Here is a 14,584-nt window from a genome sequence, read left to right as displayed (position 1 = left end):
CTCAGCCCTCGCCCGCCACCACCGCGCCCGCCTCGTACGCGAACACCACCGCGTGCACCCGGTCGCGCAGGTGCAGCTTGGCGAGCACATTGCTGACGTGCGTCTTCACGGTGTGTTCGCTGACCACGAGTTCGGCCGCGATCTCCGCGTTGGACAGGCCCCGGGCGAGCAGCCGCAGAGTCTCCTGCTCACGGGCGGTCAGTTGCTCCAGGAGTCGGGAGGGCGCCCGGACGGCCTGCCCGGGCCCCGGCAGGGCTCCACCAGCCGGCCGGCGCGCCGCGAACTCGGCGATCAGCCGTCGGGTCACCGACGGCGCGAGCAACGCCTCGCCGGAGGCCACCATCCGTACGCCGTGGACGAGATCGTCCCGGCGGACGTCTTTCAGCAGGAAGCCGCTGGCACCGGCGTAGAGCGCGTCGAAGACGTAGTCGTCGATGTCGAAGGTGGTCAGCATGATCACCTTGGTGCCCGGGTGGTCGGCGCAGACCCGCCGGGCCGCCTCCAGGCCGTCCATCACGGGCATCCGGACATCCAGCAGCAGAACGTCCGGCCGGTGCACCCGGACGGCCTCCACCGCCTCGGCGCCGTCAGCGGCCTCGGCCACCACCTCGATGTCCGGCTGGGCGTCCAGGATCATGCCGAAGCCGGCCCGCACCAGCTCCTGGTCGTCGGCGACCACCACCCGTATCGGGTCCATCAGTTCCGTCCCCTCACCGTACGGCGGCGCCCAGCGGCAGCCGCGCGCTCACCAGGAAGCCCGGGCCGTCCGGCCGGGGCCCCGCCTCGGCCCGCCCGCCGCAGGCCGCGGCCCGCTCGCGGATGCCGATCAGCCCCCGCCCGCCGGACCACTCGCCCACCGCGCGGCCGGCCTCGGGCCGCACCCCACGTCCGTTGTCGGACACCTCCACCTCCAGCAGCTCCCCCGTACGGGCGACCCGGACGACGGAGGAGTCGGCCCCGGAGTGCTTGACGATGTTGGTCAGCGCCTCCTGCACGATCCGGAAGGCCGCGGCCTCGACATCCGTCGGCATCGCCCGCTCCAGCCCGGACAGCTCCAGCTCGACCCGTACACCCGCCTGCCGGACCCGCTCGGCCACCGCCGCCAGCTCGGCCAGCCGGGGCTGTGGCGCCAACTGCGGGCCCGCCCCGTCCTCCTTCAGGACACCCAGGACGCGCCGCAGTTGCACCATGGCATCGCGCCCGGAGTCGGCGATGGTGTCGAACGCCCTGATCGCCCGGTCGGGATCGGAGTGCACCACCACCGGGCCGGCCTCCGCCTGGATCACCATCAGGGAGACGGCGTGCGCCAGGATGTCGTGCATCTCCCGGGCGATCCGGCCGCGCTCCTCCGCCACCGCCCGCGCCGCCTCGCTGGCCGCCCGCAGTCCGACCTCGCGCGCCCGGTCCGCCTCCACCCGTGCCAGCCGCCGCAGTTCGCGCACCAGCGTGCCGAAGACGAAGGTGCCGACGGTGAGCAGCAGGCTGAACAGCAGCCCGTTGACCGAGTGCGTGCCGACGACGTTGGAGAGCACCAGGATCACCAACAGCAGGGCCCGCTGCCAGTCCCGGCCGCGATCGGCGACCGTGTAGACGGTGAGGACGGCGTACACCGGGATCTGCGGCATCGAGGAGTGCGCGGCCACCGACACGCCCACCGAAACCGTCCCGGCCACTGCGGCCACCAGCATCGGCGCCCGGCGGCGCCAGGGCAGCGGCAGGGCCGTTCCGAACGCCAAGGCGTACACCCACCACGGCCGCGCCACCTCGTCGTTCCACACCGACCAGAGCGAGACCGCCGCCGAGAAGGCCGCCAGCAGCGTGTCCAGGACGTACGGGTCCACTCCCGCGAAGCGTCGGCGCAGCTCCACGCCGAGGCCGGACGCCCGGGCCCGCGCGTCCGAACTCCATGCCGTTGCCAACGCGCCTCCCCCGTACCGGGGCGGCTCTCCCCCGTGCGGACGATCATGCCGTACCCGTGCCCGGTGCGTGTCCCGTTCGGACACCGGTACCCGCTGCATGACCCGAGTCCCTCGACCCGCCGGAGCCCCCGGAACTCCCGGGCCGGCAGCACCGAGCCTCCCCCGCCCGCGCCCGCGGCCACATCCCCCGCCCGGGCGGTCCACCCGCCTCCCCCGCAGGAGGGATGCCCGGGAACGGCGAAGGGCCCGGAGGCTTTTCGGCCTCCGGGCCCTTCGGCTACTTCTTCAGTAGCGGGGACAGGATTTGAACCTGCGACCTCTGGGTTATGAGCCCAGCGAGCTACCGAGCTGCTCCACCCCGCGTCGGTGAACACCACACTACGGGAGAGCGGACCCAGAACCTAATCGTTTCTCCGGGCCCGGCAGCCACCCGGGCCTCCGCACGATCACGCCGGCGCCGCTGCCACGCGGACCCGCCCACACCCCACCGGTGCGGCTGCACGCGAAAGGGCCCGGAGGCTATTCGGCCTCCGGGCCCTTCGGCTACTTCTTCAGTAGCGGGGACAGGATTTGAACCTGCGACCTCTGGGTTATGAGCCCAGCGAGCTACCGAGCTGCTCCACCCCGCGTCGGTGAACACGACTCTACGGGACATCCCCCGCAGGGCCTAATCGGTTTCCACGCGGACGAGTCGCCACCGCCCAGGGAGCGGCCGGGCGGGGCGGGGCGGGCGGGCACCCGGAACCCGGCAGCAACGCGCCGGGGGGCACCGGCTTCGACGGCGAACCCCCGCCGTGACCGCGGGCCGAGAGCCCGACACCGCCTTCAGGAGCCGCACCAGCAGACCGCGAGGGCCAGGACCGCTCCTGGGCTCCTGGGCTGTGGACACCCCCGCGCAACGCCGCAGGGCGGCCACCCCGAGTGGGGTGACCGCCCTGCGGTGTCAACAACCAGGGACTCAGCCGGTGTACGGGCCGTAGTCGTAGTCGTCCAGCGGGACCGCCTGGCCGGAGCCGGCGCCGAAGGGCGACAGGTCGTAGTCGTCGTAGCCGACGGCCGAGTACATCGCGGCCTTGGCCTCTTCGGTGGGCTCGACCCGGATGTTGCGGTAACGGGGCAGACCCGTACCGGCCGGGATGAGCTTACCGAGGATGACGTTCTCCTTGAGGCCCAGCAGCGGGTCCGACTTGGCGTGGATCGCCGCGTCGGTCAGGACCCGGGTCGTCTCCTGGAAGGAGGCGGCCGACAGCCAGGACTCGGTGGCCAGCGAGGCCTTGGTGATACCCATCAGCTGCGGGCGGCCGGAGGCCGGGTGGCCGCCTTCCGACACCACGCGACGGTTCTCCTGCTCGAAGCGGCCGCGCTCGACGAGCTCGCCCGGGAGCAGCTCGGCGTCGCCCGACTCGATGATCGTCACGCGGCGGAGCATCTGCCGGATGATGATCTCGATGTGCTTGTCGTGGATCGACACGCCCTGCGAGTTGTAGACCTTCTGGACCTCGGCGACCAGGTGGATCTGGACCGCACGCTGGCCCATGATCCGCAGCACGTCGTGCGGGTTGGTGGCACCCATGGTCAGCTTCTGGCCGACCTCGACCGCCTGGCCCTCGCTGACGAGCAGCTTGACACGCTTGGAGACCGGGTAGGCGATCTCGTCGGTGCCGTCGTCCGGCGTGACGACCAGCTTGCGGGTCTTCTCGGTGTCCTCGATGCGGACCCGGCCCTGCGCCTCCGAGATCGGGGCCACACCCTTGGGGGTACGGGCCTCGAAGAGCTCGACGACACGGGGCAGACCCTGCGTGATGTCGTCACCGGCCACACCACCGGTGTGGAAGGTACGCATGGTCAGCTGGGTGCCGGGCTCACCGATGGACTGGGCGGCGATGATGCCGACCGCCTCACCGATGTCGACCAGCTTGCCGGTGGCCAGCGAGCGGCCGTAGCAGAAGGCACAGGTGCCGACCGCAGACTCACAGGTCAGGATGGAGCGGGTCTTGACCTCGCTGATGCCGACCCGGATCAGCTCGTCGATCAGCACGTCACCGAGGTCGGTGTTGGCGGTGGCAAGGAGCTTGCCGTCCACCGTGATGTCCTCGGCGAGCATGCGGGCGTAGACGCTGGTCTCGACGTCGTCCGTCTTGCGCAGGACGCCGTCCTCGCCGACGGTGCCGATCGCCAGCTTGAGGCCGCGCTCGGTGCCGCAGTCCTCCTCGCGAATGATGACGTCCTGGGAGACGTCGACCAGACGACGGGTGAGGTAGCCGGAGTCGGCGGTACGCAGAGCGGTGTCGGCCAGACCCTTACGGGCACCGTGGGTCGAGATGAAGTACTCGAGAACGGTGAGGCCCTCACGGAACGACGCCTTGATGGGACGGGCGATCGTCTCGTTCTTCGCGTTCGACACCAGACCACGCATACCGGCGATCTGACGCATCTGCATCATGTTTCCTCGAGCGCCGGAGTCCACCATCATGAAGATGGGGTTCGTCTTCTCGAAGTTGGCGTTCATCGCCTCGGCGACCTCGTTGGTCGCCCGGGTCCAGATGCCGATGAGCTCCTGCTTGCGCTCGTCGTTGGTGATCAGACCGCGCTCGTACTGCTTCTGGATCTTCTCGGCCTGCGCTTCGTAGCCCTCGAGGATCTGGGCCTTCTGCGGCGGGACGACGACGTCCGAGATCGAGACGGTGACACCCGAGCGGGTCGCCCAGTGGAAGCCGGACGCCTTCAGGTTGTCCAGGGTCGCCGCGACGACGACCTTGGGGTAGCGCTCCGCCAGGTCGTTGACGATCGCGGAGAGCTGCTTCTTACCCACCTCGTAGTCGACGAACGGGTAGTCCTCGGGCAGCAGCTCGTTGAAGAGCGCGCGGCCCAGGGTGGTCTTCAGACGGAAGGACTCGCCCTCGAACCAGGTCGGCGTGCCGTCCTCGTCGACCGGAGCGACCCAGCCGCGGGGCGGGACGGTGCCGATCGGCAGGCGGACGTCGATGACGGCCTGGACGTCCAGCTCCTTGGCGTCGAAGGCCATGACGGCCTCGGCGGTGGAGGAGAAGGCACGGCCGCCGCCCTTGACGACCTCGCGGTCCGAGGTCAGGAAGAACAGGCCGAGCACCATGTCCTGGGTCGGCATGGTGACGGGGCGACCGTCGGCCGGCTTCAGGATGTTGTTCGAGGACAGCATCAGGATGCGGGCCTCGGCCTGCGCCTCCGCGGAGAGCGGCAGGTGGACGGCCATCTGGTCACCGTCGAAGTCCGCGTTGAACGCGGTGCAGACGAGCGGGTGGATCTGGATGGCCTTGCCCTCGACCAGCTGGGGCTCGAAGGCCTGGATGCCGAGGCGGTGCAGGGTGGGCGCACGGTTCAGCAGAACCGGGTGCTCGGCGATGACCTCTTCGAGGACGTCCCACACGACCGGGCGGGCGCGCTCGACCATGCGCTTGGCCGACTTGATGTTCTGCGCGTGGTTGAGGTCCACCAGGCGCTTCATCACGAACGGCTTGAAGAGCTCCAGCGCCATGGCCTTCGGCAGACCGCACTGGTGCAGCTTGAGCTGCGGGCCGACGACGATGACGGAGCGGGCCGAGTAGTCGACGCGCTTGCCGAGCAGGTTCTGACGGAAACGACCCTGCTTGCCCTTGAGCATGTCGCTCAGGGACTTCAGCGGGCGGTTGCCCGGGCCGGTGACCGGACGGCCACGACGGCCGTTGTCGAACAGCGCGTCGACGGCCTCCTGCAGCATCCGCTTCTCGTTGTTCACGATGATCTCGGGGGCGCCGAGGTCAAGGAGACGCTTGAGGCGGTTGTTGCGGTTGATCACGCGGCGGTACAGGTCGTTCAGGTCGGAGGTCGCGAAGCGGCCACCGTCCAGCTGCACCATCGGGCGGAGGTCCGGCGGGATGACCGGGACGCAGTCCAGCACCATGCCGTTGGGCTTGTTGGTGGTCTGCAGGAACGCGGAGACGACCTTGAGGCGCTTGAGCGCACGGGTCTTCTTCTGGCCCTTGCCGGTGCGGATGATCTCGCGCAGGCGCTCGGACTCCTCGGCGAGGTCGAACGTCTCCAGGCGGTCCTTGAGCGCCGCGGCGCCCATCGAGCCGGAGAAGTACGTGCCGAAGCGGTCGCGCAGCTCGCGGTAGAGCAGCTCGTCGCCCTCGAGGTCCTGGACCTTGAGGTTCTTGAAGCGGGCCCAGACCTCGTCCAGACGGTCCAGCTCGCGCTGCGCACGGTCGCGCAGCTGCTTCATCTCGCGCTCGGCACCCTCGCGCACCTTGCGGCGCACGTCGGCCTTGGCGCCCTCGGCCTCGAGCTCGGCGAGGTCGGTCTCGGCCTTCTTGGCGCGGTTCTCCAGGTCGGAGTCGCGACGGTTCTCGATCTGCTGGCGCTCGACCGAGACGTGCGCCTCCAGGGACGGGAGGTCGCGCTGGCGACGCTCGTCGTCCACCCAGGTGATCATGTAGGCGGCGAAGTAGATGACCTTCTCGAGGTCCTTCGGCGCCAGGTCGAGCAGGTAGCCGAGGCGGCTGGGGACACCCTTGAAGTACCAGATGTGGGTGACCGGCGCGGCCAGCTCGATGTGGCCCATCCGCTCACGACGCACCTTGGCGCGAGTGACCTCGACGCCGCAGCGCTCACAGATGATGCCCTTGAAGCGGACGCGCTTGTACTTGCCGCAGTAGCACTCCCAGTCCCGGGTGGGGCCGAAGATCTTCTCGCAGAAGAGCCCGTCCTTTTCCGGCTTCAGGGTGCGGTAGTTGATGGTCTCCGGCTTCTTGACCTCGCCGTGCGACCACTGGCGAATGTCGTCGGCGGTCGCGAGGCCGATGCGGAGCTCGTCGAAGAAGTTGACGTCAAGCACTGGTCGTCAAGCCCTCTTTCGTAAGTCGAAAGTCGTTCATCTGGTCTGAGGGGGCCTGGGGGCGGGCCGGCTGTCCGTGCGGGCAGCCGGCCCAACCTCCGTCAGACCTCTTCGACGCTGCTCGGCTCGCGCCGGGACAGGTCAATGCCGAGCTCCTCGGCGGCGCGGAAGACGTCCTCGTCGGAGTCCCGCATCTCGATGGACGAGCCGTCCGAGGACAGCACCTCCACGTTGAGGCAGAGCGACTGCATTTCCTTGATGAGGACCTTGAAGGACTCGGGAATGCCGGGCTCGGGGATGTTCTCGCCCTTGACGATGGCCTCGTAGACCTTCACGCGGCCGAGAACGTCGTCGGACTTGATGGTGAGGAGCTCCTGCAGCGCGTAGGCCGCGCCGTACGCCTCAAGGGCCCACACCTCCATCTCACCGAATCGCTGACCACCGAACTGCGCCTTACCACCGAGCGGCTGCTGGGTGATCATCGAGTACGGACCGGTCGAACGGGCGTGGAGCTTGTCGTCGACCAGGTGGTGCAGCTTGAGGATGTACATGTAACCGACCGAGACCGGCATCGGGAACGGCTCGCCGGAGCGGCCGTCGAAGAGCCGGGCCTTGCCGGTGGAGTTCACCAGGCGCTCACCGTCACGGGTGAGGGTGGTGTGGTCCAGCAGGCCGGTGATCTCGTCCTCGCGGGCGCCGTCGAAGACGGGGGTGGCGAGGTTGGTGCCACCCTCGACGCTGTCGGCGCCGATCGCCTGCAGGCGCTGGGCCCACTCCTCGGCGAGACCGGAGACGTCCCAGCCCTGCTTGGCGAGCCACCCGAGGTGGATCTCCAGGACCTGTCCCGGGTTCATTCGGGACGGGACACCCAGCGGGTTGAGGATGATGTCGACCGGGGTGCCGTCGGCGAGGAACGGCATGTCCTCGACCGGCAGGATCTTGGAGATGACACCCTTGTTGCCGTGACGGCCGGCCAGCTTGTCACCGTTGGTGATCTTGCGCTTCTGGGCCACGTAGACCCGGACCAGCTGGTTGACGCCGGGCGGAAGCTCGTCGCCCTCCTCGCGGTCGAAGACGCGGACGCCGATGACCTTGCCGGACTCACCGTGCGGCACCTTGAGCGAGGTGTCGCGGACCTCACGGGCCTTCTCGCCGAAGATCGCGCGCAGCAGGCGCTCCTCCGGGGTCAGCTCGGTCTCGCCCTTGGGCGTGACCTTGCCGACCAGGATGTCGCCGGTGACGACATCGGCGCCGATGCGGATGATGCCGCGCTCGTCGAGGTCGGCGAGGACCTCCTCGGAGACGTTCGGGATGTCCCGGGTGATCTCCTCCGGGCCCAGCTTGGTGTCACGGGCGTCGACCTCGTGCTCCTCGATGTGGATCGAGGAGAGGACGTCGTCCTGCACGAGGCGCTGCGACAGGATGATCGCGTCCTCGTAGTTGTGACCCTCCCAGGACATGAACGCCACGAGCAGGTTCTTGCCCAGCGCCATCTCGCCCTGGTCGGTGCAGGGGCCGTCGGCCAGCACCTGGTTGACCTCGACCCGGGCGCCCTCGTCCACGAGCACCTTCTGGTTGAAGGAGGTGCCCTGGTTGGAGCGGGTGAACTTGGCGGCGCGGTACGTGGTGTACGTGCCGTCGTCGTTGGCCACGGTGACGTAGTCGGCCGAGACCTCCTGGACGACACCCGCCTTCTCGGCCGTGATGACGTCGGCGGCGTCGACCGCGCAGCGGTACTCCATGCCGGTGCCGACCACGGGTGCCTCGCTCTTCAGCAGCGGCACCGCCTGGCGCATCATGTTGGAGCCCATGAGCGCGCGGTTGGCGTCGTCGTGCTCCAGGAACGGGATCATGGCGGTCGCGACCGACACCATCTGGCGCGGCGAGACGTCCATGTAGTCGATCTCGGTGCCCGGGATGTAGTCGATCTCGCCGCCGCGGCGGCGGACCAGGACACGCGGCTCGGCGAAGTGCAGGTCCGCCGTCAGCGGGGCGTTGGCCTGCGCGATGACGAAGCGGTCCTCCTCGTCGGCGGTCAGGTAGTCGACCTGCTCGGTGACGATGCCCTCGACGACCTTGCGGTACGGGGTCTCGATGAAACCGAACGCGTTGACCCGGCCGTAGGAGGCGAGCGAGCCGATCAGACCGATGTTCGGGCCTTCGGGGGTCTCGATCGGACACATGCGGCCGTAGTGCGACGGGTGAACGTCACGGACCTCGAAGCCGGCGCGCTCACGGGAGAGACCACCGGGGCCCAGCGCGGACAGACGGCGCTTGTGGGTCAGGCCCGACAGCGGGTTCGTCTGGTCCATGAACTGGGACAGCTGGCTGGTGCCGAAGAACTCCTTGATGGAGGCGACGACCGGCCGGATGTTGATCAGGGTCTGCGGCGTGATCGCCTCGACGTCCTGGGTGGTCATGCGCTCGCGCACGACGCGCTCCATACGGGCGAGACCCGTACGGACCTGGTTCTGGATCAGCTCGCCGACGTTGCGCAGGCGGCGGTTGCCGAAGTGGTCGATGTCGTCGACCTCGACGACGATGTCGCGACCCTCGGTGTCACGCCACTCGGTCTCGCCCGCGTGCAGCTTCACCAGGTACTTGATCGCACCGATGATGTCGGGCTCGGTGAGCACGCCGGAGTCCAGCGACTCGGCGTTGCCCAGCTTGCGGTTGACCTTGTAACGGCCGACCTTGGCGAGGTCGTAGCGCTTCGGGTTGAAGTAGAGGTTCTCCAGAAGCGTCTGCGCGGCCTCGCGCGTCGGCGGCTCGCCGGGACGCAGCTTGCGGTAGATGTCCAGCAGCGCGTCGTCCTGGCCCTGGGTGTGGTCCTTCTCCAGGGTGGCGCGCATCGACTCGTACTCGCCGAACTCCTCGAGAATCATCTCGTTGGTCCAGCCGAGGGCCTTGAGCAGCACGGTGACCGACTGCTTGCGCTTGCGGTCGATGCGGACACCGACCATGTCGCGCTTGTCGATCTCCATCTCCAGCCAGGCACCACGCGAGGGGATGACCTTGCAGGAGTAGATGTCCTTGTCGGACACCTTGTCCAGGGTGGAGTCGAAGTACACGCCCGGGGAGCGGACCAGCTGCGAGACCACGACACGCTCGGTGCCGTTGATCACGAACGTGCCCTTGTGGGTCATGAGCGGGAAGTCGCCCATGAAGACCGTCTGAGACTTGATCTCACCGGTCTCGTTGTTGGTGAACTCGGCGGTGACGAAGAGCGGGGCGGCGAACGTGAAGTCGCGGTCCTTGCACTCGTCAATGGAGTTCTTCGGAGGCTCGAAACGGTGGTCGCGGAAGGTCAGTGACATCGACCCGCTGAAGTCCTCGATCGGGGAGATCTCTTCGAAGATCTCCTCCAGACCGGACTTCGTGGGGACGTCCTGACCACTCTCAAGGGCCGCCTCGACGCGAGACTTCCAGGCCGCATTGCCGAGGAGCCAGTCAAAGCTCTCGGTCTGCAGGGCCAGGAGGTTCGGGACCTCGAGGGGCTCCTTGATCTTCGCGAAGGAAACGCGGAGCGGGGCGGTGGAATTAGCGTTGTTCGAGGCGTTGCGCGGCGCGGCCAAGAGGGGGGTCCTTCCGAGGGCTCGGAGCTCACTGCGCGCGTACCGGCCGGCCTCGACGGGCTGGTCCCACCCCCGGCGCCGTGGGTCTCAGCCGGGGTGGAAACCCCAGGTCAGAGCCGCTTCGCGGAGGCGGTGCCAGGCCCCTTCAGGGCAGCGCACACTCCGGGCGACGAGTCACGGAGCAGCTAACAGGCAGCGCAAAGGGACAGTGTAGCCAATAGGCACACTGCTGTCCAGCCCTGATTCGGAGACCGAATCTGAGACTCCTCCCGGTCGCCACCCGCACGGCTCCTGGCCCCCTCCGGGGGCCCGAACCGCAGGGTGGTCCCTGCCCTCGGACTGCGCCGGCCCGCGCACTCCGGGCCACCGCGTCTCACATGGAGTCACTTCCCGCTGGGGCCGTTGAATATGCATCCAAAGCCTCGCCAACCGTCCGCGTGCTCCACGCACCACGACGCGCTCCGAGAATCGCGCGCCAGGTTCCGTTCGTCAAGGCCCCCACGGGAGTGCGGGCCTCGACATGTCTATCGACCGAGGCCCCTCCGGCGTTACAGAACCCGTGGTGGGAGCCTCTCCCGACGACAGCGATCACCCTACCCGCCGGGGCGGACAGTGCCGAGTGCACAACCGGCCACGGTGGCCCCCGACCGCCCCGCTCACCGGGCCGGGACACGAACGGACCTACGAAAAAGACCGGGCCGACCACCCACAAGGGTGATCGGCCCGGTCCAGCGCCCCCTCAGAGGGGGCAGCGAGTCACTTGACGGTGACCTTGGCGCCGGCGGCCTCGAGCTGGGCCTTGGCCTTCTCGGCGGCGTCCTTGGCGACCTTCTCCAGGACCGGCTTCGGGGTGCCGTCAACGAGGTCCTTGGCCTCCTTCAGGCCGAGGGAGGTCAGGGCGCGCACCTCCTTGATGACCTGGATCTTCTTGTCGCCGGCGCTCTCGAGGATGACGTCGAACTCGTCCTGCTCCTCGACGGCCTCGACGGCGGCGGGGCCACCGGCGGCGGCAATGGCGACCGGGGCGGCAGCCTTGACGTCGAACTTCTCCTCGAACGCCTTGACGAACTCGGAGAGCTCGATGAGGGTCAGGGTCTCGAACTGCTCGAGCAGCTCGTCCTGGGACAGCTTCGCCATGATGGCGTCCTTCCACTTGTTCGGCAGGTGCCGGATGTACGGGATGGCGGGCGTACGGGCCCGCTGCGACCGGAGGTACCGGACGCTGAGTGCGTCACGCGCGAGCGTGAGTTACTCGGCAGCCTCGGTGGTGTCCTCGGCCTCGGCGGGAGCCGGCGTACCGGCACCGCCCTGCTCGACCTTCGCCCGGAGCGCCTCGGCAGTGCGGGCGAACTCCACCAGCGGAGCCTGGAAGGTAGCCGCGGCCTTCGCCATGGATGCCTTCAGACCGCCGGCCAGCTTGGCGAGCAGCACCTCGCGGGACTCGAGGTCCGCGAGCTTCTTGATCTCATCGGCGGACAGCGCCTTACCGTCAAGGACACCGCCCTTGATGATGAGAGCGGGGTTGTCCTTGGCGAAGTCACGCAGAGCCTTCGCCGACTCCACCGGGTCACCGGTGACGAAGGCAACAGCCGTCGGACCCGCGAACAGGTCGTCGAGCTCCGTGATCCCGGCCTCATTGGCAGCGATCTTGGTCAGCGTGTTCTTCACCACGGCGTACTGGGCGTTGTCACCCAGCGAGCGACGCAGGTTCTTCACCTGCTTCACCGTCAGACCGCGGTACTCGGTCAGCACAGCCGCGTTCGAGGCACGAAACTTGTCCGTGATCTCGGCGACGGCAGCAGCCTTGTCGGGCCTTGCCATAGGCTTACGCCTCCTTCCGTGATGTCGAAGTCGGGCCGACCTGCGAAAGTCGACCATCTGCGCCTCGGACACGCCGGTCTGGTCGGAAGGAGACACCCTGCAAAACAGTGAGAGCCCCGGTGCGCAGGCGCACGGGGCTCAACAAGACCTCGACAGTCGAACGGCGAACCGTGCGGCCGGAAGTCAAAGCTCCAAACACTCCTGCGCGGGCTGTCTGCGGAAATTCGCAGATCCTTCGGTCGCCCCGCACTCTCACGAGCGCACGACGACAACCAGCGGTCTTTGGCTTGCACCAAGGTAACCGGAGCCGCCTGGGACATGCAAATCGCCCGGCCCGGCCTACCGGGCCAGCGGAGACACCGTCCTGCTCCCGGTGTCCGAGGTGTCCGCCTCGGCGGGGGCCTGGACCGACAGGGCGCCGCCGAGGTCGGAGTACGCCACGGTGTCGTCCGCGGTGCCCTCCGTCCCGTTGCCGGTCCGGCGCAGCTGGACGAGCTGGTCCTTGTCGTTCAGCCACAGGTCCAGGGTGAGCGTGGTGGCGCCGCCGGGCGCGAGCGCCGTCCGCAGCCCCTCCCGGCGGCTCGCGGTGAGCTGGGTCTGCGCCGCCGCGTACCGCTCCGCCGTGGTGGTCACCTGGTAGTGCTGGACGGTCGCGTCGCCGAGCTTCTCCTCGCCGACCAGCTGCGGGTCGCTCACCGCGGTCGCGGCCGCCAGCGCCACCATCGGGTTGAGCTGGTCGACCAGGCCCGCGTACGGGACCTCCCGGTGGCCGTCCGCGCCGGCGGGTCCGGTGAACTTCTCCCAGTGCCGGCCGGCCAGCCGGGCCGCGGTGGCGTCGTCGCCGCCCTGGTAGGCCGTGGTGTCCATGACGATCAGCTGTTCGGCGGCCCCCGGAGTGGCCCGCTTGATCTGCAACGCGGTCTTCGGCGACCAGAAGACCAGGCCGGCGGCGCTGTCCGTGCCGAGCCGGTAGGCGACCTTGGCCCGGTGGGCGGCCTGCATGGCGATCTGGGCCGAGAGCAGCACCCCGTGCGGCGAGCGGTCGGTGGGCCTGACCTCGCTGGGCGAGCTGCTGGCGGTCCGGGTGGCCTGCGCGGTGGCGGCCCCGGCGGCCGGCTTCGCCGGCCCGCCGCAGGCGGCCAGGGTGCCGGCCAGCAGCACGAGGGCCGTCGCGGCCGTGATCCGCCGTCGTGCCGCCACGCCGCCTCCCGCTGTCCTGTACCCGTCGCCGGCTTCCGCCGCCCGGGCCGGTCGGCTTCCACCATGCCACGCGCCGGCCCGCCGGCCCTCGGCGCCCTGCTGCCGGGGCGGGCGGGCCGCCGGGTGAGCGGCCGGGGGGAGCGGCCGGACTGCGCCCCTACCCGGCGGAGGCGGCGGCCACCACCGTGACCTCGTCCGGCGCGGGCACCCGGACGTCGAACGCCACCCCGGGGTCGGAGACCACCGTGGTGGTCAGATCGGTTCCGGCTCGGCCCTCGGCGCTCTGGCGCATCCGCAGCAGCCCGCCGTCGGCGCCGGTCCAGATGTCGTAGCCCAAGGACTCCACCCCGCGCTCCCGGTAGTAGCCGAGGACGGCGGCGAGGTCCGCCTGCGTCAGGTTCTGGTCGGCCCCGAAGAGTTCGGCGGCCTTGACGGTGGCCCGGTAGTGCGTCGTGGCCACTCCGTCCACCTGCTCCGCGCCGACCGTGTCGAGCCGGCCGGTCAGCGCGACGTCGTGCAGCCGGCCGGCCGGGTTCGAGACCAGGGTGGTCATCCAGCCGCCCGCGTAGCCGCCGGCCACCGCGTCCGGGTCCAGGGCCTCCACCCGGGAGCGGTCGGCCCGCGCCCAGCGCCCGGCCGCCAGACCGGCGGCCGGCGCATCGTGGGCCGCGTAGCAGGCGCTGTCGTCCATCAGCACCCGGCCGTGCCCCAGTGCGTCGTCCGTCTCCAGGTCCGCCGCCACCCGGGCACCCCAGGAGAGGGTGCCTACCGCGTCGGCCGGGCCGGCCGGCCCCTGCCGCTCGATCCGCACCCGGGCGCTGCCCGCGTCGTCCAGGGACTGCGCCGCCGTCAGCAGTACCTGGCGGGGCGATCTCGTGGCGACGCCCGCCGGCGCCGTGGCACCGGGTCGCGTCCCGGGAGCGGGATCCGCCCGGACGTCCAGTGTGGCGATGGCGGCGCCGAAGACCACCAGGGTCGCCACCACCCCCAGGGCGACTGCGCGGTCGGACGGCACGGCACTCTCCGGAGGGGTACGAAGCGGGGTCAGCCGAGCGTAGACCGGGCCCCGGCGTGCCCGGCCGCCCGCCAGGTCTCGATCCGGACACGACCGCTCCCGGGCGCGGCGACCGCCCGCCGCGCCCGAGAACGCCGGCGGGCCCGCACCCCCGGAAAGGGGATGCGGGCCCGCCGTACGAACTGGACTACACCCAGGACGC

At 69.7% G+C, this 14,584-nt stretch carries 8 protein-coding genes and 2 tRNA genes; all 10 read right to left on the bottom strand.

The window, feature by feature from the left end; all coding sequences use genetic code 11:
• Position 1: 1 nt before the first annotated feature.
• The 10 genes from OG823_RS20305 to OG823_RS20260 all read right to left on the bottom strand — a co-directional run bounded on the left by OG823_RS20305 (position 2) and on the right by OG823_RS20260 (position 14,382).
• Positions 2 to 697, bottom strand: coding sequence for a response regulator (locus tag OG823_RS20305; RefSeq protein WP_371481012.1), 696 nt, complete (start codon positions 695 to 697; stop codon positions 2 to 4).
• Between the two features lie 13 nt (positions 698 to 710).
• Positions 711 to 1,919 carry a sensor histidine kinase gene (locus OG823_RS20300; RefSeq protein WP_371481011.1) on the bottom strand — a complete coding sequence of 403 codons (1,209 nt, stop codon included), beginning with the start codon at positions 1,917 to 1,919 and terminating at the stop codon, positions 711 to 713.
• Between the two features lie 289 nt (positions 1,920 to 2,208).
• Positions 2,209 to 2,282: transfer RNA gene (locus tag OG823_RS20295), tRNA-Met, on the bottom strand.
• 192 nt (positions 2,283 to 2,474) lie between these two features.
• Positions 2,475 to 2,548, bottom strand: a tRNA-Met gene (locus tag OG823_RS20290).
• A 329-nt stretch (positions 2,549 to 2,877) separates the two neighbouring features.
• Entirely contained in the window at positions 2,878 to 6,771 is a 3,894-nt protein-coding gene (locus OG823_RS20285; protein ID WP_371481010.1) for a DNA-directed RNA polymerase subunit beta', read from the bottom strand.
• Positions 6,772 to 6,872: 101 nt separating this feature from the next.
• Positions 6,873 to 10,346 carry a DNA-directed RNA polymerase subunit beta gene (rpoB, locus tag OG823_RS20280; protein ID WP_371481009.1) on the bottom strand — a complete coding sequence of 1,158 codons (3,474 nt, stop codon included), beginning with the start codon at positions 10,344 to 10,346 and terminating at the stop codon, positions 6,873 to 6,875.
• Positions 10,347 to 11,102: 756 nt separating this feature from the next.
• The gene (gene rplL / locus OG823_RS20275; protein WP_371484562.1) at positions 11,103 to 11,486 is read right to left on the bottom strand and encodes a 50S ribosomal protein L7/L12; all 384 of its coding nucleotides are present in this window, start codon (positions 11,484 to 11,486) and stop codon (positions 11,103 to 11,105) included.
• Between the two features lie 108 nt (positions 11,487 to 11,594).
• Entirely contained in the window at positions 11,595 to 12,167 is a 573-nt protein-coding gene (gene rplJ / locus OG823_RS20270; RefSeq protein WP_371481008.1) for a 50S ribosomal protein L10, read from the bottom strand.
• 339 nt (positions 12,168 to 12,506) lie between these two features.
• The gene (locus OG823_RS20265) at positions 12,507 to 13,367 is read right to left on the bottom strand and encodes a hypothetical protein (RefSeq protein ID WP_371481007.1); all 861 of its coding nucleotides are present in this window, start codon (positions 13,365 to 13,367) and stop codon (positions 12,507 to 12,509) included.
• Between the two features lie 157 nt (positions 13,368 to 13,524).
• Positions 13,525 to 14,382, bottom strand: coding sequence for a hypothetical protein (locus tag OG823_RS20260; RefSeq protein ID WP_371481006.1), 858 nt, complete (start codon positions 14,380 to 14,382; stop codon positions 13,525 to 13,527).
• Positions 14,383 to 14,584: the final 202 nt, after the last annotated feature.

The sequence above is a fragment of the Kitasatospora sp. NBC_00315 genome (genome assembly GCF_041435095.1).
Taxonomy (GTDB): Bacteria; Actinomycetota; Actinomycetes; order Streptomycetales; family Streptomycetaceae; genus Kitasatospora.
This window is presented reverse-complemented; position numbering and strand designations above follow the sequence as displayed.